Consider the following 18,544-nt stretch of genomic DNA (forward strand, 5'->3'; position numbering starts at 1 on the left):
CTATTCTTATCTGCATCCGACTTATTCATGCTATCCCACCTTCTGCCGGTCAGGTTTATACATAACCACTCGGGCTTCTGTATAACGTATGAGGGCTAGTGTGGAATGGAGTAGACGTATGCCTCGTGGATTCCGGTTTCTTTTGGCCGATATGCAATTGCCCTGAGTTCCTCCTGCTTGCCCCAGCAGCTTCTCCATTAGTCTTAATGGAGCGCACACATCAGAGAGTGAATCGATGGAGGGTGAGGGCAACCCCTTCTCTTCTGTCTGAGTTGCAAGTTCATTCTACAATGGAGGTAATTACATGCTAACAAGGTTCAAGCTTCACAAGCTCGCGGTATACTTGCTGATTCTGGCTTTACTGGCGGTTCCAGTTCCGCTGGGTAATGTTGAATCTGCTGCGCCACAGATTTCAGACACGATTTACCAAAATGGTTTTCACTAGTTTAAATCTGGCGCTATAAATAGGAGGGATAATGATCATTTATAAAGAATTTTAGGTAAAAAGGAGTGAGTGAATGATAATCAAAGCGGTTCTTTTTAATCTGGATGGAACACTGCTGGACCGTGACTCATCACTATTAGAGTTTGTCAGAGCATCAATACGACCGTTACCGGGAGTTTCAGATCGTTAATAAGAAAGTTTTGTTAAGCGGTTCATCGAACCTGATAATCATGGTTACATGTGGAAGGACAAAGTTTATCAGCAGATTATAAATGAATTCTCTATTCAAAACATAGAAATGGACGTTACTTTTAGAGGGTTACATAAGAAATATCCAAAAGTATTGTATAGGTTTTGTGAACTGTGTTGTTCGAATCGCTGCGTGAGAAAGTGACGATAGAAGAGGAGCAACGGTATCATGAGGTACTGGCAGCGTGTCTGGGACAGGTTATTGTGGAGCTTCATGAGCCTCCGCAGGTGGGAGTCTAGATTCAGACCGTTCTCTTCTTCTGCACAAGAAAGATCGGTCCGCCAACCAAGAAGCCGCTGATTATCCCGGCTAATATGGACTTAAAGATACTCCATACAATATCTGCAGCCGTGCTGTCAGGAGTTGCCGTCAGATTCACAATGAACAGCAGGCTGAACAGAACAGATGTAATCAGGAAAGATTTTGAGGTAAGAAATCGTTTCATGGTTCTCCTCCGTTTCAGGTGCAATCCTTTTTCACTCATTCTAATATTACCATAATTATCCTATAAAACCACGACACACAGCTGTCCGGTTTCCCCCGTTATACTTGGCATATCTCAGATGACAAGGGGAGAACAAGCGAACATGGGCGAAATCATCAGACATGATGTGAACGCGGAATACGCGTACTCGGGTTTTGTGGAGGCCGGGGATTTTATTTTTCTCAGCTTCTGTGTGGGCAATCTGGGCGGAACGGTGGAAGAGCAGGTAGAAGGTGCGCTGAATGATATGAGCGGCCGCCTGGGGCAGGTGGGTCTTACGCTAACAGATGTGGTGAAGATGGATATTCTGCTGCGGGATGTATGGGATATTCCGGTCATGGAAGAGGTGTTTAAGCGCAGATTCCAAGGCAATTATCCGGCACGCAAAACCATATCCACCGAGTTCGCGCATGTTGGCGGCCCGGAGGGACTCAAGGTTCAGATCGACGGTGTGGCGTATAGACCGCGACTCTGAATGACGGCACAATTTCCCGGCGAGGCGGTTTGGAGCGATTGGCGACATCATATACGTGATGGTGTGGCTGGACTGGATACACAGATGCGGGTTCTTTCGCTGGAAGAGAGGCCGCAGTAACTGTGTTCGAACATTTGTGCATTTGCGCTGTATATTTATAAAAATTCACGCTGCCGTTGTTCTCGCCTTATCCGGCTATAGAACGGGCAGCGTGATAAAGGATAAGCAAAGGGCGATTCATCCTGTAGGGGGTGCGCTTTTTTGCCTGGATATGATGTAACTTATGCGAAAGGTCTTCAACCTTCCAAGTTATAACCATCGAAATTAACGATTATTTAGTCTGAAGCTTATAAGTATATTCTTTATCATTGTAGTTAAACTTAATTGAGTCGGATGATTGTCCGCTAAGAGAATAATCTTCTAGCTTCACTTTCTTTCCGGTAGAAATATTATAAACATAGGCTTCAGAGTTGCTGCTGCCATCAGAATTTCCAGGGGTTACACTAACCCAAATATAGAGATTTTCAATTTGATCAGTTGCATATTTGTAAGAATCTCCTCCCGTTGAGTGAAACTCATTAATTACTCTATTGTATGAGGGGTCTTCTACCTTCATAATCCAGGTTTGTTGTCTTAGCGGCTGAGCACCATCTGTAAAGACAGATGATGTATGGTAGAGAATATAATCTCCAAATCCAAATAAATCATCTACAATCAGCGTAGCTGCACTATCTTTAAGTGGCAAGGTAAATAACTTTTTAGACTTCTCTAAAGTAAGAATTTTTTCATTAGGAGAACTCAAATAAAAAACAAACGGTTCAGTCGGAAAATAAAATGGATTTGTTTCTGTTCCGGGAGCTATCTCCATTTTAGGCGCTGGCAACCAAACAATACCGGCTAATGTATTGACAGCAAAATTGTACTTTTTTGTTTTTTCATCATTTAATGGAATGCTGTAGCTTTCTTCCCCGATTTGTACACTTTTACTGCTTGGGTTTGAAGTTGAGTTTGCCTTTTCCTCTTGATGAGAGAGTATGTTTGAAGTAGCGCTATTGTTAAGAGAATTATTACTGTTATTACATGCCGAGATAAGCAAAGTGCCTGCAAGAATTGTTGTCAACGTATAGAATTTTGCATATTTCATTTTGAACTCCTCTAAAGATTTTATTTTGAACATTTTTAATTATACATTATGAAAATAGTTTTTTGTTACATATTTGCAATTATATTCAAATGATAATTCAAAATACTGTAACTGTAACTACGTATAATTAGACGCTCCGACCTAATAAAATGTTTAACAAATAATAACATTAAATTTATATGTCGAATACTATACGAAATAGAATTCGAAATTGGGGTTAGCAATTTGACGGTATAACGACGCAATTATCGCTTTTTAAGGTAAGGCATTCTTCTTGGATTTCTTTCAATTTTAAAACATAGAGCTGTCCAATTGAATCGTAGAATGCCAGATCTTCCGGTGCGGCAGTAATTATTTTTTTACTTAACATGCAAATTTCTTTTTGAATTTCTAATTGTCTTTCCATATTACTTTTAATCATCATTAAGTTCCCCTTTCAATTTTTTGAAATGTGAAAAATCAGGTGAATGTTCGATATCGAAGTGTAGTGTTTTTTCTATTAATAGCTCTCTTAAAGTCTGAAGTAAATCGTCTTGGTCGTTCAAACCAACCATCCTCTTTTGTTTATTAAGTAAGGGGGAGAACATTTCAAGAATACTCTCTAACGCCCCTCGATCTCCTTGCTGGGCCAAACTGACTAAGGTATATAAATCTTTTTCCATAGAACTCATTTCTCCTTTGATTCATTTATTGAAGTGAGCAGGTCGTGTATGACGTTAGTCAGAGCATCTATCTTTTTTTCAAATCTAACTACTAAATATCCAATCATAACAATTGGAAAGCCAACATTATTTATTGCAGTAATGAAAATAGTAAATGCCTCACTATCCACTGATGTTCACCACCTTACTGGAATAAATTGCTCTCATTTTAACTAACGCCTTTCTTTTTCTATTAAATACTGCTTGCGGGCTAATGGAGAGAAATTTAGCAATTTCAATGTCTTGGTAGGACATCGTGTAAGACAATAAAATAACCTGTTTTTGTTTAGGACTTAGATCGATCCAAGCAAAGTAAAGTGCGTCGTCTTCAATACTATCTCTAAAAAATTCATCTCCTGAAAAGTATTGATCTAACAGTGGAGAATGGTTATATAGAAATTCGTCTTTATTGTTTTTCTCAGAGGTATCATTATCTAAGAAAAGAGGATTTCTTTCTTTGGCCTTCCTCATTCTTCGTATAAAATCAATAGCTGCGAAGCGAATAGTTGAAGAAATAAAGCGAATAAAACGTATCCTGAAGTAATGTTTTTTGAACGCCCTATTGAGAAGTTGCAAGTTAGCGTCATTCCCTTTTATTGCCGATAACAACCACTCTATATGTTGTTCCTCATCAAAAAAGGAATTGACAATTGGATTTAGAAACGGAATTGTTTTATCATTTTGAAAAAAATTTCTTACGATTACTGACTCTGCTTCATTCAATAATGTTAAATTCATCTGATAGCCTCCTTTTAGATTCTTTCCATTAATAAAGTGAAGAAAAAACTTCCATAATCAACCTAACACAGAACATATGTTCTATTATATCTCATAAATCTACATTTTTTGATTGTTTTTCAAAGAACAATATACTTCCTTTTAGTCTTAATATTACTTAGGTCTAAAATACAAAAAAAAGGACGCGTTATTCCCGTAATGGGAATTTCGCGTCCTTATGTCTATACCTACTATTTTGTTTAAATTTTAGCTGCAACAACTGGGCGCTAAAGTTGTACCGATTTTAGTTTTGGATATAGCAGAGTAATAAATCTCCCACCAACGTTGAAGGATATTTCCGGCTGCGCTAGGAATTGCACCAACAGCAGAACCAGAAGAGTAGTAAAAACTTTGAGCCCACCCCATTGCTCCCATAGCAGCACATCCAGCACCGAAACCAGGAGCATAATAAGTGCCAGCACCAGGGATTGATCCGTACCTATTACTGGCTGGCAGCGTGTAGCCGTTAGCAATAGCGTCTTTGATATACTTAGATGCAGAACGTCCATTTGCATCAACAGCACTAACACTAAAATTTGTTCCTGTCATCAGATTAATGAAGTCTGTAACGCCTACGCAGATATTTGCATACGGGTGATCAGGGCCACTTCCATAAGCATTTGCTGGATTGTTGTAGGGAGTATTAATATTTTTAATTCCTTTCCCGCTTTCGTGGTACCACATGATCAGGATCATTACATAGGGAACGCCTGTCTTGTAACTTGCCCAGTCCGCATATTTCCCATAAATTGATTCGAACGTAGAAGCTGAAAGTTCGACTCCGCCTCCATTTGTTGTACACGTAAATGCCATAAATCAACACATCCTTAAATAGAATTTAAGCTCAAACAATTCACCATGGATGATATTGCTCTCTTGCTTATAATTAATAAAGTGAAACCTAAATCCTTATAATCAACCTCATTCACTATTTGGAATTTTTAAGAATTAGGAGTATGTTTCAACTGAACGGTAACGCCACGAAGCAGGTGGAATGCCTGTCCAGAGATTGTCGGATTATATATGCCTGCTAGCACAGGTCGCGGGGGAACGACTAGGTTTACGCGGAAGGAGCGCTGAGTGAGTTTAGTGAACGTATGGCAGGCGGGTCTTACGCTAACAGAAGAAGATGCCTCAAGCCAAACAGCAGCCCCTCCTGTCAGAGTGAGCTGCTGTTTGGGATATTTACAAGCGGCAGTGGATAGATGAATGCAGCAATCCAATCCCTATGGTTTCAGAAGCACCCGATGAACACCCTGGCTTCCTCCCGGTGCGGTTCCGAGATATAAATATCCTCCCTGGCTTACGGCAGTGGTGATGCCATACAAGGTTCCTTCAGGATCATGCCAGCTGTTCACAAGCTCTCCTTCGGGTCCATATTCTGCGACAAGTCCGTGCTTCACCGGCGCACTTGCTCCATTTAACAAGGCCTGCGGAACTTTGGACATCATCGCTGCTACCCAGGGATGACTATGCATGTAATCGGCAAAAGCCAGACGGGTTGTGAATACCCCCACCCAGAAATTTCCCTGAGCGTCGCGGGTGATATTGTCTGGAAACCCCGCCAGGTTCTCCGCAAAAATATCAGAGGTACCTTGCTTTGGCCCCTTCAGCCAATATCTTGTCAGCTGGTAATGGTACGATTCAGCAACAAGCACGAAATCTTCTTCAGCAGATAATACGACTCCGTTGGCGAAATACAAATCCTTCAGCAGAACGGTTGTCTGTTTGGTCTGCGGATCATATTTCAACAACCGTCCATGCGGTTTGTTCTCGGCAATTTCTTTGAACATGACCTTGCCATAGTTAGAGGTGTCGGAGAAATAGACCGATCCGTCTTGCCCGATGTCCAGCTCGTTCGCCAGATAGATCGGTCCTCCATCTACTTCAGTGGCCAATACTTCAATCTTTCCATTCGGGTCAATCGACAGCAGCCCCTTCTGAATATCCGCCACGATCAAATTTCCGTCAGCATCGAATTTCAGCCCGTTAGGTGTTCCCTGGGTATCGGCGAACACTTCGGCTGGCTGCGCCTTGCCTTCCGCATCGAAGGCCACTCTGTAGATTGTGCCGTCAGAGTCGCCTGTATACAGCCGCCCGGTAGAATCAAAAGTGATAAATTCCGGGAACTTCGCGCGGTCTGTCACAAGCTCTGCGGAGCTAAGCTTGCTGTTCTCTTTCCAGGGACCCTCCTTCTCAAAAGAAGGGGCGGCAGGTGCAGACCATACAGCAGGCTCTACCGGAGCAGGCATCAGCAGGAACCCGGCGATTCCCAGCACAATTACGCCGAGCAGGACCAAGCCCCATCTGCGAATGTGTTGACCGGTGGAACGTTTACGTGGATTGGTTTCTGTAGACATTATTGATCCTCCTTAGGGTGTGTAGGGCGAAGCATACCACCGACCAGCCGCAGACTTTGTCTGCGGGTCATGAACCGGGTAATCTGGGCACTGAGGTAATTGCGGAGTCCCGGAACAAGGTACTGCTTCCCTCGGGCCATAGCGCGCAGTGTAAGGGCCACTACCCGCTCCGGCGAGTCCTTCGCGCCGCCGACAGAGGCATCCTCCGTACCCACCACGTTGAAGAAATTGGTCTCCGTCGAGCCTGGACACAGGGCGAAGAATTGGACGCCGCGATTACGATTCTCCCACCACAGGGCGTCGGTAAAGGACAGGACAAAAGCTTTGGTCGCCCCGTAGACAGCCATATAAGGCAGCGGCTGAAAGCCTGCGGTAGACGATACATTGATCACAGCGCCTGCCCCTCTGTGGAGCATTCCGGGAAGGAATAAATGAGTCATATCGACTACAGCGGTGACGTTGAGCATCACTTCTTCATGCTGGCGTTCGCCGGAGACCTCTTCAAACAGGCCATGGGTGGCAAAACCCGCATTGTTAACCAGCAGATCGATGCTCAGGCCGAGCTGTTGGCATTGCTGGTACAGATCTCCGGCAGCGCCTTCGAGCGATAGATCCAGGGGGATGACCCGGCACTGAACTCCATGGCTGCGCGTCAATTCGGCTGAGAGCGCATCGAGTTTGCTTTTGGTTCTGGCTACAAGCACCAGATGACTGCCTTCCTTGGCTAATTGTCTTGCGAACTGTTCGCCGATTCCCGAAGAGGCTCCGGTGATTAACGACCATTTCCCTTTAGTATTCATAGTTTCTACTCCTCTGTTACAATGTTTTGTAATGGAAACAACGTTACCGGATTCGAAAAAAATATGACCGATCTTAGCGGCCATAAGTCCGTTATCAACGGCATAAATCCGTTATCAGCGGCATGAATACAATTGGTAACGGTGTTTCATATATGAATCATAGTAACCAAAATGACACACCTGTGTCAACTCGTTTTTTTCAGCGTGAGGGTTCAATTGACAACCTATGTTCAAATGTTTAGAATTCCTGTTAGAACCCGGCAACTCTGTTGCTGGTCAATAACATGATATCCGAATGAAGGTGATTGTTATCAGTACCGAAGACCAACCCACACCCTCCACGGGGCGGGTATTAAAAACATATCAGGAAGCCCGTCTGCAAAATACGGAGAATCTCCGTAAGCTTGTGGTGGATGCCGCCGCTGCTATTCTCCAGGAAGAGGGGCCGGAGGCCGTCACTGTGCGTAGAGTATCGCAGAAGATGGGCTGCTCCACCAAGATCATTTACAGTTTGTTTGTCAATAAAGAGGGACTGGCCCAGCAATTGTATCTGGAGGGCTGCAAACTGCTGGCCCAGCGTTTTGAAGAAGTGCCGCCATCGCCTGATCTGCAGCAGCATTTGCTGGATCTGGGCGAAGCCTTCTGGGAGTTCGGACAGGACTACGCGAGCTACTATAAGCTGATGTTTGGGGGGGCTTTTGCCGAGTTCAAGCCGGATGCGGAGAGTATGCAGGGAACGATGACAGCTATACACCGTCTGCTGGTTCTAATCAGCACTGCCCAGGAACGAGGACAGATTTCGGATCAGGAAGAGACGGGGACCCTAGTTAGTACGATATGGGCATCGTTGCACGGTGTAATCCACCTGTATATGGGCGGGTTCCTTGGTGATGTAGCGGCAGCCCATACCATATACAGACAAACAATGGGTTTACTGTCTGAATCCTTGTTTGCGTCATCAAGCCAGGGTAGAGGAGCGAACAAGGGATGATTGCACTAATCTTGGCTGCGGGGTATGCGACCCGCCTGTATCCTTTAACCAAAGACACACCCAAGCCGCTACTGCCTGTTCAAGGGAACCGGACGATTCTGGATCTGCTGATCGGCCGCCTGGAGGTGCTGGAGGACATCACGGAGATTCTCATTGTGACGAATGACCGTTTCTTTCATGCTTTTGGGCAGTGGCAGCTTCAGTATCAGGGGGAGAAGCTGATCCGTATTCTGAATGACGGCACTTCCTCCCCGGAAGGACGTTTAGGTGCAATTGGCGATATCCAATATGTGCTGGAGCGGGAGCAGCTGCAGGAGGATCTGCTGGTACTGGCAGGAGACAATGTGCTCGGATTCGGCCTGGACGGGTACTTGAACTATTTTCATCAAGTGGATAGGGACTGTATTCTGGTCCGTACCGTAGACAATATAGAAGAGCTTCGCAGTGTCGGTGTGGCGGAGCTGGACGCAGAGATGCGGGTCCTGTCGCTGGAAGAGAAGCCGCAGGAGCCGCGTTCCAACATTGGCGTATTCGCCCTCTATATCTATAAGCGGACTACACTGCCGCTGATTTCGCGCTATCTTGCGGAGGGAGGCAACCCGGATGCGCCGAGTTATTTCCCGGAGTGGCTGCATTCCCGCCAGGAGATGCGGGCCTATTATACGGAGGGGACGATCGATGATGTCGGCACCCCGGAGGCGTATGCGGAGATGCGGGCCAGACTAAGCGCGGGCGAGGATAAGGCATCTTACTGAACTTAATAGCAGAAAAAACGGCTGTCCGGGAAGGTAGGAATACCCTTGGACAGCCGTTTTTGTATTCAACGGTTAGCTGTGCTGCGAAGTTAGCTGCCAGCTGCCAGGCTTCTGATCCGCTCCGGATCACTGCTGCACAGTACCTCCAGATTCGCCGTAATCTTCTCCGGGCTCCAGTCCCACCATTTCAGCTCCAGCAGCAGCCGGATCAGTTCATCGCTGAAGCGCTGCCGCAGAATCCGGGCCGGATTGCCTCCGGCAATATGATAGGCGGGAACATCCTTGGTAAGGGTAGCGTTAGCGGCGATGATCGCCCCGTCGCCAATCGTCACGCCCGGCATGATCGTAGCATTCTGGCCGATCCAGACATCGCTTCCGATAATGGTATCGCCTTTGTAGGGGAGATCCGCCAGCTCAGGTGTCGCCTGCTCCCAGCCCCCGCCCATAATGTTGAAGGGGTAGGTGGTCACCGAGCCCATCCGGTGGTTGGCCCCATTCATAATGAATTCGACGCCTCGGGCGATGGCGCAGAATTTGCCGATGATCAGCTTGTCCCCGATGAACTCATAGTGATGGGTTACGCGGCTCTCGAAGGATACCGACTCGTCAGGATCATCATAGTAAGAGAAGTCTCCGGCGGTAATATTGGGGCGGGTGAGCGTATTTTTGATGAAACGGACTTGCTTGATATGGGGATTCGGATGAATTGCGTTCGGATTAGGTCCTGTAGAAGGCATAAGGTCACACCTTTCCTGGAATATTGTATGCGGGTAGCTGCATGTATCATAATTATAACCCAAGCCTGTCTGCTAAGTGACAAAAACGTCACGCGATGCACCCCTGGTTCTATGGTTGCCAGTCTCCTTGTGAGCAACCCTCACGGCAGCTGCACATAGAACGTCGTAGATTCTCCTATCACACTCTTCGCGTAAATCTTCCCCTTATGCTGATCCACAATCGACCTCGCGATTGCAAGACCCAGGCCGTAGCCGCCCTGCTTGCGCGCTCTGGAAGTGTCCGTCCGGTAAAAGCGGTCAAAGATCCGCGTCAGATGCTCGGCCCCAATACCTTCCCCGGTATTCGAGACGGAGAGGAGGACATCGTTATTTTGTTTTTTGAGCGAGATGTTTACAGCGCCCCTGGGACTGGTATACTTCACCGCGTTGTCCAGCAGGATCATCACGACTTGCTTGATCTGCTCGCTGTTCCCCAGCACGGTAAGCTCCGGATCAATGTCATAGGCGAAGGAGATATGCTTCTCGAAGATGACGGCCTCCATGGTCAGGATAATATTCTCTACCGCATCACTTATATTGAACTTGCTGTGGATCATCCCGGTCCGCGAATCATCCATCTCTGTCAGGTACAGCAGGTCATTGGTCAGCCGGGTCATGCGCTCCGTCTCCGACTTAATATACTGCAGCCACTTCGCCTGATTGCGGATCGTATCGTCACTGTTCGAGAGCAGCACATCCGCGTTGGTGTTGATGATCGTCAGCGGCGTCTTCAGCTCATGCGAGGCATCGGCGATGAACTGCTTTTGCTTGTCGAAGGCCTCCCGGACCGGTGCGATCGAACGGTTCGCGAAGAACCGGCTGGTGAAGTAGAGAATAATCAGCATCAGCAGGCCGACAGCTGTGAAGGTATAGATCAGGTTGGTCAGGATCTTCTGCTGTGAAGTGATGTCCATGAAGACGATCTGCCTCCCGGCCGCTGTGTGCTTGACCATAAAGATCCACCGGCTGCCGTCCAGCGTGAAGCGTCCAATATCCTTGCCGTTACTAAGGGCTTCCTTAAGCGCAGCGTCATAGAACTCATCATCCATCGTGAATTTGGAATCCTTGCTGACCAGCGTACCGCTTGCATCGGTTTGTATGGTGAATGAGACGGAACGGTCCGGCTGGTAGGCGTCAATGGGCCCTTTATCTATGGGCATGCCGCCTCCATCTGCTGCGCCGCGCGGGCCTCCATATGCACCGCCGGGTCCCTTCTGCTCATTGTCCGCAATCCGGTGCAGCGCCATATTAATATCGCTCTGCACATTAACGTACATGATAATATAGATCGAGGCGAAGGCAATCAGCATTATGATGGAGATGGTAGCCAGATTGACAATCAGGAACCGGTTTCTGAGTTTCTTGAACATTAAGCACTCACCTCTAATACATAACCCACGCCTCTAATCGTGCTGATGCGCACCTCTGAACCCAGGAAGGTAAGCTTTTTGCGCAAAAAAGAGATATAGACCTCTACGTTATTATGCTCCGCTTCGGAATCGAAGCCCCACAGCTTCTCAATAATCTGCTCCTTCGAGGTAACGGCCTGCTTCCTTAAGATCAGCAGCTCCAGCAGCTCGGTTTCCTTAAGGTTCAGCTTGATTTCCTTGCCCTTCACGGTCAGCTTCGGATTCGCCGTATTCAGCTCAATATCTCCGAACTTCAGGCCATCCTCAGGAATCACTTCCCCTTTGCGCCGCAGGGCGGCCCGGATTCTGGCCAGCAGCTCCTCCGAGGAGAACGGCTTGGCGATATAATCGTCCGCTCCGTGATCGAGTCCGGTGACCATATCGGTGATCTCCCCTTTGGCCGTCAGCATAATGACCGGCGTGGAGATTCCGTCCTTCCGCAGGGCCTTCAGCACGCTGATTCCATCCATCTCCGGCATCATAATATCAAGCAGCAGCAGGTCATAGATCCCGCTCTGCGCATAATCGAGACCTGATCTGCCGTCATGGACGGCGTCCACCGAGTAATTGTGCTTCTTCAATATTTGGGTCAAGGCTTCCGCCAGATGAATCTCGTCTTCTACAATTAATATTCTCATGGGATGGCTCATCCTCTTCATAAGTAATGTACTTGCTGCTGAAGCCATTATAGCAAGATTACCTTTAATCAACCTTAACTGTACTGCTGTTCAAGTGCTCCCGGAGGTATTCAGGGCGAGATCATCGGATGAAATTCCAACCGCTCCAGGGCACTTATATAGAAGATGAATTCGGAAGTGTTATCCCTGTGTTAAAAAGTCAGCGCAGTGTAAAACCATTTAAGATTCATTAAAGGTTCGGGGGCTAAGATACATTCATAAGCAAGCGAGGGCATACACGAAAGGGCAGATAAATGCAGCCTCCATTACAACCCGAAAGGATCTGAACCCCTATGGCTATCGAAGTGTTCAACCGTTACGAGAACAAATACCTGTTTGACACCGAATCCTACCTGAAGCTCTATAACGAACTGCTCGAATATATGGAGCCCGATGAGTACAACAAGCAGCATGAGTATTACTCCATCACCAACCTGTATTATGACACACCGCATGATTCCCTGATCCGCAGCAGCCTGGCCAAGCCGAAATACAAGGAGAAGCTTCGCATCCGGGCCTACGGCATTCCTACCGGCGACACCAAGGTCTATCTGGAGATTAAGAAGAAGGTGTTCGGCCTGGTGAACAAGAGAAGAACCTCGCTCAAGCTGAATGAAGCCTATGATTTTGTCGCCAGCGGGATCGAGCCTGAATTCAAGAGCTACATGAACAAGCAGGTAATTGAAGAAATCAAGTACATGCTGACCCGCTATGATCTGCAGCCGAAGCTGTACCTGTCCTATGACCGCAAAGCAATGTTCTGCAAAAATAACCGCGACCTGCGCATCACCTTCGATACGAATATCCGCTGCCGGCGGTACGATCTGAAGATGGAGCATGGTGTATACGGCGAAGAGCTGCTGGAGCCGGGCCAATGGCTGATGGAAGTGAAGGCCGAGAAGACGATTCCGGTCTGGCTGGCCAAGATGCTCTCGGAGCACCAGATGTACCGCACCAGCTTCTCCAAATACGGCAACGAATATAAAAAAATGCTGAAGAACAGCAAAGCAGAAAGAGAGAGTGTTCGATATGCTTGATTCGATTTTTTCCGCAGCCCTGACCACTACGGAGCTAACCTTCACGAATGCCATTCTAACCATATTGATCTCGATTGTACTTGGCGGACTGATCAGCTTCACCTACATGAAGACGAACCCTGCTGGCTATTCGCAGAGCTTCACGCTTACGATGGTCCTGCTGCCAGTCATTGTGGCCATCATTATCCTGCTCATCGGCAGCAACGTTGCCCGGGCCTTCAGCCTTGCCGGCGCCTTCTCCATCATCCGGTTCAGAAGCGCACCCGGCGATCCCAAGGATATCACCTTCGTCCTGTTCACTATGGCCTCCGGCCTGGCCTGCGGGGTTGGATCATTCGGGTATGCGGTACTCTTCACCCTTATTCTCTGCATCCTGATGGTCGTGCTGAACCGCACAGGCTTTGGTCTTAGAAAGTCGATGCAAAAGACACTGAAGGTGACAATTCCCGAGAATCTAGGGTATGAGGAAGCCTTTGCGGAAGTCTTCAACAAGTTTGGTGTGGCTTACGAGCTGAAGAAGATCAGAACCACCGAACTAGGCAGCCTGTATGAACTGGTCTATGCCGTAACGATTGATGAGCACACGAGCCAGAAGGAATTACTTGACGCTATCCGCACACGCAACGGTAACCTTGACCTCTCACTGACCATGGCTCCGGTCATGAATGATTATTAATGCTAAAACAGAAGGGAAAGATGACAGATGAAGAACTTAATCTTAGGCGGTAAAATAGGACTGGTGCTGTTATGCGCCGCAGTCATGTCGGCTTGCAGCACAAACGCCGCTACGCAAAATACTACAAGTAACAACGCAGGTACTGCAGTAACGGCTGAGCAGAGCAGTACGTCTGCCGCAGTGCAGCTGGCAAGTGTGAAGCTGGCGGATCTGGTAACTTTTGATGAAGACGATGCTGAGACGGCCTGGACGGAGGCGGATTCGACCGCGATTACCCTAACCGGAACGGGCGCTACTGTCAACGGCGCCGGTGCCGCAGCTGCGGACGGAACAGTAACGATTACGGAAGCAGGGACTTATGTACTCAGCGGCACGCTCAGTGACGGGCAGATTATTGTAGACGAGCAGGCGAAGGGAACCGTACGGCTGGTAATGAACGGTGTACAGCTGACGGACAGCGACAGTGCACCGATCTATATTAAGGAAGCGGGTAAAGTAGTGATTACCCTGCAGGAAGGCACAGAGAATAGCGTGACTGACGGAGCGGCTTATGTGTTCGCAGATGCGGCTACCGACGAACCGAGCGCAGCCATTTACAGCAAAGCCGATTTGACCATTAACGGCACCGGCAAGCTGATCGTAACCGGCAACTACAACGATGGTATTTCAAGCAAAGACGATCTGAAGATCATGTCCGGCACGTTTGAAGTGAAGGCAGCAGATGATGGCATCGTCGGCAAAGACCTGATCGCCGTACAGGACGGTAATATTACCATTAATGCAGAGGGCGATGGCATCAAATCAACTAATGACGAAGATGCGGACAAAGGCTTCATCGCGATTGCAGCAGGAACCTTTGATATTACCGCAGGCAATGACGGCATTCAAGCCGAGACGGCGGCAGTGATTGACGGCGGCACCTACACCCTGGTAACCGGCGGCGGCAGTGTGAATGCGAAAGTGAAGGCAGGCGAAGGCGGAATGGGCATGGGCGGCGGCTTCGGCGGTCAACGTCCGGGAACAGAGACTTCTGGGGATCAGCCAGCAGCCGGGGGTACGCCGCCTGCGATGGATGCAGCGGCAACAACAGACCAGGCTGCAACCGCAGCGGCTGAAACAGACACCGCAGCGGCGGCTGAGACCGAGTCCACGAGCGCCAAGGGGCTGAAAGCAGGCGGAGATCTCACCGTGAACGGAGGAAGCTTCACGATTGATTCCGCAGATGATGCGGTGCACAGTAACAGCAATGTCTCCATCACGGATGGACAATTCGAAATTGCCGCAGGAGATGATGGTATCCATGCCGATTCCCTGACCTCCCTGTCCGGCGGAACGATCAACATTACGAAGAGCTATGAAGGGATTGAAGGAGGAAGCATTACCGTATCCGGTGGTGAGATTCATGTAGTCGCGACGGATGACGGCGTGAATGTGGCCGGAGGCAACGATAATAACGCGGCTTCTGGAGGAACGCAGGCACAAGATCAATTCAGCAGCACCGGAAGCAACCTGCTGACCATCAGCGGCGGAACCCTGACCGTGGATGCAGCAGGCGACGGTCTGGATTCAAACGGGTCGATCACTATGACCGGCGGCACCGCAATTGTGAATGGCCCTGAGAATTCGGGCAACGGGGCACTGGATTACGACGGAACCTTCAATATGACGGGCGGATATCTGGTAGCAGCAGGTGCCTCTGGTATGGCGCAGGCTCCTGGTGAAGACTCCAGCCAGTATTCGGTAGGCATGACCTTCTCGGAAACCCAGCAGGCCGGAACCCTGGTTCACCTGGAAGACGCTGATGGTAATACGATCCTGACCTTCACTCCATCGAAGAGCTTCCAGACGGTAGTTGTGAGCTCTCCTGAGCTGAAAGAAGGCTCATACACTGTCTATACCGGAGGCAGCTCTACCGGAACAGCCGTAGACGGATTGTATACGGATGGTGAGTACAACGGAGGGACCGAATTCGTGACCTTTGATATCACCAGCAGTGTAACCTGGGTCAATGAGTCGGGTATAACCACTGCCCCAAGCGGCATGGGCGGCCCTGGCGGTGGAGGCGGATTCGGCGGCGGCGGCAGAGGCAACGGCCAAAGCGGTACACCGCCAGCGGACGCGGGCACCACGAAGCCAGCGGATGCGGGCACCACGAAGCCAGCAGACGCAGGAACTACCAAGCCAGCGGATGCCGGCACAACAGCTCCTGCAGATGCAGCAGCAAGCACTAAGTAAGCAGGCTGAGCATTTGTAGCCTGACAGGACAACAGAGACTATCCATTGGCGGATAGTCTCTGTTTTTTGCGTTCCGGAGCGGCAACGGGTCTGCCGGGCGGCTACATGAAGTCGAAGAAGTAACGGATCACATGGAAGAATACCGGAGCGGTATAGGTAAGGCTGTCGATACGGCTGAGGTAGCTTTTCTTCAGCGCAGCGAATTTATCATCATCGCCGATCAGAAGATCGCGCTTGAGCACAGATACGGTCAGGCTGCCGAAGAAGCCGCTGAGGCTGATCAGCATGCCGGAGAGATACCCGAAGGCCGGATTCAGCGGTGTGAGGTGCGGATAGATCAGATAGGACACCGCTGTAGTTACAACGAACGCGCAGGCGAATCCTTCCCAGGTCAGGTAGGGGTTGGAGGTAGGGACGATTTTGTGTTTGCCGAAATAGATCGAGGCCAAATAGTGAACGGCATCATTAAGCTGGGTCAGCACGACCAGAAACAGGACAAGACCGGCCCCATATTCCGGCGACGCAAACTGGAAGTAGGCCAGGTGGCTTAGCCCGAAGACCATCAGCATCAGCCCCCACTGGGTGGCGCTGACACTGCGCAGGAAGCCCAGTGTTCCTTTGTTGATCAGCCGCGGAAGCGGCAGCAGCAGGAACACGTAGACTGGAATGAAGACGATGAACATCCCGTACCACTCAATATAGACCCAGTAGAATTGCAGGGGAATGGACAGGTACGCCCAGAGGAACAGTCTGCGGTCCGCTTTTCTTGTCCGGATCATGGAGAAATATTCTTTGAGCGCGAAGAAGGCCAGCACCATCAGGGACAGCAGGGAAACAACGGAATTGGACAGGGTAGCCAGGCAGAAGATGAACAGCATGCCCCACCAGGTTTTGATCCGGAAGCCGATTCCGGTGTAGTCCTTATCCTTCTGCAGTCTGCTGACAGCAAGATATAATAAGTGTATAACCGACAAAGCTGCAAAAATAAGTACAAGCGTAAATAACGAGCGGTCCATCAGCAATCACCAACTTATCTCGGGGTGGAATTTCAATAAAGGAATTTTATGTTAGAATAAACAGAGTGTCCAGCTTATTTTGAAGCTTCCACTTGATCTGATCCGTTTCCAGCCGTCTGTGGAGCCTTCTTAGTAGGCACTGTAGACATAAATGTTGTACGTGCTACAACTCTGAATTATTGATAACCGGGTGCTTGGGGGGAATGTTGTATGAAATACAGGAATATTCCCGCTAAGCCGCTCGGAAGAGGCGAAATGCTGCCTTTTGGAGACAATTTTGTGTTTGAACCGATTTAATAAGTGAAATGTTGTATTATGTGCAGGATTCTAGAGAGTTACAGGATCACTGCCACATAAGGCCTATATACCAGACTATAAGGGGAAAATTGCAATGTCAGCTGATTCTTCGGTCTATATTCTGCTCACCAATACAGGTACGCTTTTTACGAAGCTGATCCAGGGCTACACGAAGGCTCCGTATAATCATGCCTCCATCTCGTTTAACCGGGAGCTGTCAGAGCTGTACAGCTTCGGGCGGAAGCATCCGGCCAATCCGCTGAACGGCGGGTTCGTGAAGGAGGATATCCGTACAGGTACATACAGCAAGTATCCGGGTACAACATGCGTCATCTACAGGCTTCAGGTTACAGACCGTGAGGTGGAGAAAATGAAGCGGGTTCTGCATGTCTTCATCCGCAGCCGCCAGAAGTATCTCTATAATATTCTCGGCGTCATCGGCATAGCGCTGAAGGAGCCGGTTGAATTCAGCAACTCCTACTTCTGCTCGCAGTTTGTTGCCGAGATTCTGGAGCGCTCTGGAATTAAGCTGTGGAATAAGCTGCCTGCACTCGTGACCCCGGATGATTTCCGGCAGAGCGACCGGCTGGAGCTGGTTTATTACGGTAAGTTAAGCGATTATCACCCTTCTGGGATGTAGAGAAAGTCCTCGTTTCCGTTAAGGGAAGAGGACTTTAATTATAGTTGAACCCTACCTGGCTTATGATGTCCGGATTGTGGTATTTTCAGTAAGAAAAGGAGAGTGGAAGTATGGTTCATGCCAAGGATGTGCTTGCCAATCAATTATTGGCGAATGCCAATGACCCCAGCTGGCATCTTCCGTTCATTCAGGCGGTAGAGGCGGTTACAGAGGAAGAAGCTTTCTGGAAGCCCGGAGCGGGCTTGAACAGTATTGCTGAACTCACCGGGCATTTGCTGTACTGGAATGAGACCTGGCAGATTAGGTACCGGGCGGGGCGGGTGGATGCTGTCCCTCCGGTTGGTGATAACAACCGCAGCTTTGTGATTCCGGAGGGTACGGCATTCAGCGAACTGCGGGAAAGCCTGCTGCAGGTCTTGCTGCAATGGCAGACCCTGTTGTCCGAAGCGAGACTTGAGGAACAGGTGGAAGGATTCCCTGGACCGGCTGTCTGGTGGGAAATCATCAGCAATGCGGCTACGCATAATGCCTACCATATCGGCCAAATGGTCCTGCTTCACAAGCTGTACGGCACGCTTCAGCAGTAACCCATCTGCGAA

General features: G+C 48.8%; 22 protein-coding genes. 9 read left to right on the forward strand and 13 right to left on the reverse strand.

The window, feature by feature from the left end; translation table 11 throughout:
• Positions 1-808: 808 nt before the first annotated feature.
• Complete coding sequence (locus MKX70_RS06640) at positions 809-934, forward strand: hypothetical protein (protein WP_269322084.1); 126 nt, start codon at positions 809-811, stop codon at positions 932-934.
• Between the two features lie 2 nt (positions 935-936).
• Here the strand turns inward: MKX70_RS06640 and MKX70_RS06645 are convergent, their stop codons facing one another.
• Entirely contained in the window at positions 937-1,140 is a 204-nt protein-coding gene (locus tag MKX70_RS06645) for a hypothetical protein (RefSeq protein ID WP_042240897.1), read from the reverse strand.
• A gap of 142 nt (positions 1,141-1,282) precedes the next feature.
• Between MKX70_RS06645 and MKX70_RS06650 the strand changes: the two genes are divergently transcribed.
• Entirely contained in the window at positions 1,283-1,654 is a 372-nt protein-coding gene (locus MKX70_RS06650) for a RidA family protein (RefSeq protein ID WP_042240894.1), read from the forward strand.
• Positions 1,655-1,985: 331 nt separating this feature from the next.
• Here MKX70_RS06650 and MKX70_RS06655 read toward each other — a convergent pair whose 3' ends face one another.
• From MKX70_RS06655 to MKX70_RS06690, 8 genes are all read right to left on the reverse strand, one after another.
• On the reverse strand, positions 1,986-2,798 hold the full coding sequence (locus tag MKX70_RS06655) for a hypothetical protein (RefSeq protein WP_042240891.1): 813 nt from the start codon (positions 2,796-2,798) through the stop codon (positions 1,986-1,988).
• Between the two features lie 217 nt (positions 2,799-3,015).
• Positions 3,016-3,222: a hypothetical protein gene (locus MKX70_RS06660; RefSeq protein WP_197073012.1), complete on the reverse strand. Its 207-nt coding sequence runs from the start codon at positions 3,220-3,222 to the stop codon at positions 3,016-3,018.
• A complete protein-coding gene (locus MKX70_RS06665) occupies positions 3,212-3,460 on the reverse strand; it encodes a helix-turn-helix domain-containing protein (protein WP_042240885.1) in 249 nt (82 codons plus the stop codon). Before MKX70_RS06665 ends, MKX70_RS06660 begins: the two co-directional genes overlap by 11 nt.
• Before the next feature lie 5 nt (positions 3,461-3,465).
• Complete coding sequence (locus tag MKX70_RS06670; protein ID WP_197073011.1) at positions 3,466-3,630, reverse strand: YvrJ family protein; 165 nt, start codon at positions 3,628-3,630, stop codon at positions 3,466-3,468.
• Positions 3,623-4,237: an RNA polymerase sigma factor gene (locus MKX70_RS06675; protein ID WP_042240882.1), complete on the reverse strand. Its 615-nt coding sequence runs from the start codon at positions 4,235-4,237 to the stop codon at positions 3,623-3,625. Before MKX70_RS06675 ends, MKX70_RS06670 begins: the two co-directional genes overlap by 8 nt.
• Before the next feature lie 246 nt (positions 4,238-4,483).
• Positions 4,484-5,089 (reverse strand): hypothetical protein, encoded by a 606-nt coding sequence (locus MKX70_RS06680; protein ID WP_156123429.1) that lies wholly within the window; start codon positions 5,087-5,089, stop codon positions 4,484-4,486.
• A 413-nt stretch (positions 5,090-5,502) separates the two neighbouring features.
• A complete protein-coding gene (locus MKX70_RS06685; RefSeq protein WP_340839731.1) occupies positions 5,503-6,636 on the reverse strand; it encodes an SMP-30/gluconolactonase/LRE family protein in 1,134 nt (377 codons plus the stop codon).
• A complete protein-coding gene (locus MKX70_RS06690; protein WP_042240877.1) occupies positions 6,636-7,436 on the reverse strand; it encodes an SDR family NAD(P)-dependent oxidoreductase in 801 nt (266 codons plus the stop codon). Before MKX70_RS06690 ends, MKX70_RS06685 begins: the two co-directional genes overlap by 1 nt.
• 295 nt (positions 7,437-7,731) lie before the next feature.
• Here MKX70_RS06690 and MKX70_RS06695 point away from each other — a divergent pair, with 295 nt between their 5' ends.
• Together MKX70_RS06695 and MKX70_RS06700 are read left to right on the forward strand one after the other, a co-directional pair.
• Positions 7,732-8,427 carry a TetR/AcrR family transcriptional regulator gene (locus MKX70_RS06695; RefSeq protein WP_197073010.1) on the forward strand — a complete coding sequence of 232 codons (696 nt, stop codon included), beginning with the start codon at positions 7,732-7,734 and terminating at the stop codon, positions 8,425-8,427.
• On the forward strand, positions 8,424-9,182 hold the full coding sequence (locus tag MKX70_RS06700) for a nucleotidyltransferase family protein (protein WP_340839732.1): 759 nt from the start codon (positions 8,424-8,426) through the stop codon (positions 9,180-9,182). Before MKX70_RS06695 ends, MKX70_RS06700 begins: the two co-directional genes overlap by 4 nt.
• A gap of 89 nt (positions 9,183-9,271) precedes the next feature.
• Here the strand turns inward: MKX70_RS06700 and MKX70_RS06705 are convergent, their stop codons facing one another.
• The 3 genes from MKX70_RS06705 to MKX70_RS06715 form a co-directional block, all read right to left on the reverse strand.
• Complete coding sequence (locus MKX70_RS06705) at positions 9,272-9,919, reverse strand: Vat family streptogramin A O-acetyltransferase (protein WP_042240869.1); 648 nt, start codon at positions 9,917-9,919, stop codon at positions 9,272-9,274.
• A gap of 140 nt (positions 9,920-10,059) precedes the next feature.
• The gene (locus MKX70_RS06710; protein ID WP_042240866.1) at positions 10,060-11,328 is read right to left on the reverse strand and encodes a sensor histidine kinase; all 1,269 of its coding nucleotides are present in this window, start codon (positions 11,326-11,328) and stop codon (positions 10,060-10,062) included.
• A complete protein-coding gene (locus MKX70_RS06715) occupies positions 11,328-12,005 on the reverse strand; it encodes a response regulator transcription factor (protein WP_042240863.1) in 678 nt (225 codons plus the stop codon). Before MKX70_RS06715 ends, MKX70_RS06710 begins: the two co-directional genes overlap by 1 nt.
• Positions 12,006-12,337: 332 nt before the next feature.
• Here MKX70_RS06715 and MKX70_RS06720 point away from each other — a divergent pair, with 332 nt between their 5' ends.
• Genes MKX70_RS06720 through MKX70_RS06730 form a run of 3 tightly spaced genes read left to right on the forward strand, consistent with a single transcriptional unit; the run spans position 12,338 to position 15,992 of the window.
• On the forward strand, positions 12,338-13,081 hold the full coding sequence (locus tag MKX70_RS06720) for a polyphosphate polymerase domain-containing protein (RefSeq protein WP_340781629.1): 744 nt from the start codon (positions 12,338-12,340) through the stop codon (positions 13,079-13,081).
• Positions 13,074-13,757: a DUF4956 domain-containing protein gene (locus MKX70_RS06725; protein ID WP_039295048.1), complete on the forward strand. Its 684-nt coding sequence runs from the start codon at positions 13,074-13,076 to the stop codon at positions 13,755-13,757. The genes MKX70_RS06720 and MKX70_RS06725 overlap by 8 nt, the downstream gene beginning before the upstream one ends.
• Positions 13,758-13,784: 27 nt before the next feature.
• Positions 13,785-15,992, forward strand: coding sequence for a carbohydrate-binding domain-containing protein (locus MKX70_RS06730; RefSeq protein ID WP_340839733.1), 2,208 nt, complete (start codon positions 13,785-13,787; stop codon positions 15,990-15,992).
• A 101-nt stretch (positions 15,993-16,093) separates the two neighbouring features.
• Here MKX70_RS06730 and MKX70_RS06735 read toward each other — a convergent pair whose 3' ends face one another.
• Positions 16,094-17,008 (reverse strand): phosphatidate cytidylyltransferase, encoded by a 915-nt coding sequence (locus tag MKX70_RS06735; protein WP_042240854.1) that lies wholly within the window; start codon positions 17,006-17,008, stop codon positions 16,094-16,096.
• Between the two features lie 391 nt (positions 17,009-17,399).
• On the opposite strand from MKX70_RS06735, the gene MKX70_RS06740 reads away from it, so the two are divergent.
• Together MKX70_RS06740 and MKX70_RS06745 are read left to right on the forward strand one after the other, a co-directional pair.
• A complete protein-coding gene (locus tag MKX70_RS06740; RefSeq protein WP_039295040.1) occupies positions 17,400-17,945 on the forward strand; it encodes a hypothetical protein in 546 nt (181 codons plus the stop codon).
• A 110-nt stretch (positions 17,946-18,055) separates the two neighbouring features.
• Positions 18,056-18,532 carry a DinB family protein gene (locus tag MKX70_RS06745; protein WP_042240850.1) on the forward strand — a complete coding sequence of 159 codons (477 nt, stop codon included), beginning with the start codon at positions 18,056-18,058 and terminating at the stop codon, positions 18,530-18,532.
• Positions 18,533-18,544 lie beyond the last annotated feature (12 nt).

Source organism: Paenibacillus sp. FSL R7-0312 (assembly GCF_038004445.1).
GTDB lineage: Bacteria > Bacillota > Bacilli > Paenibacillales > Paenibacillaceae > Paenibacillus_AQ.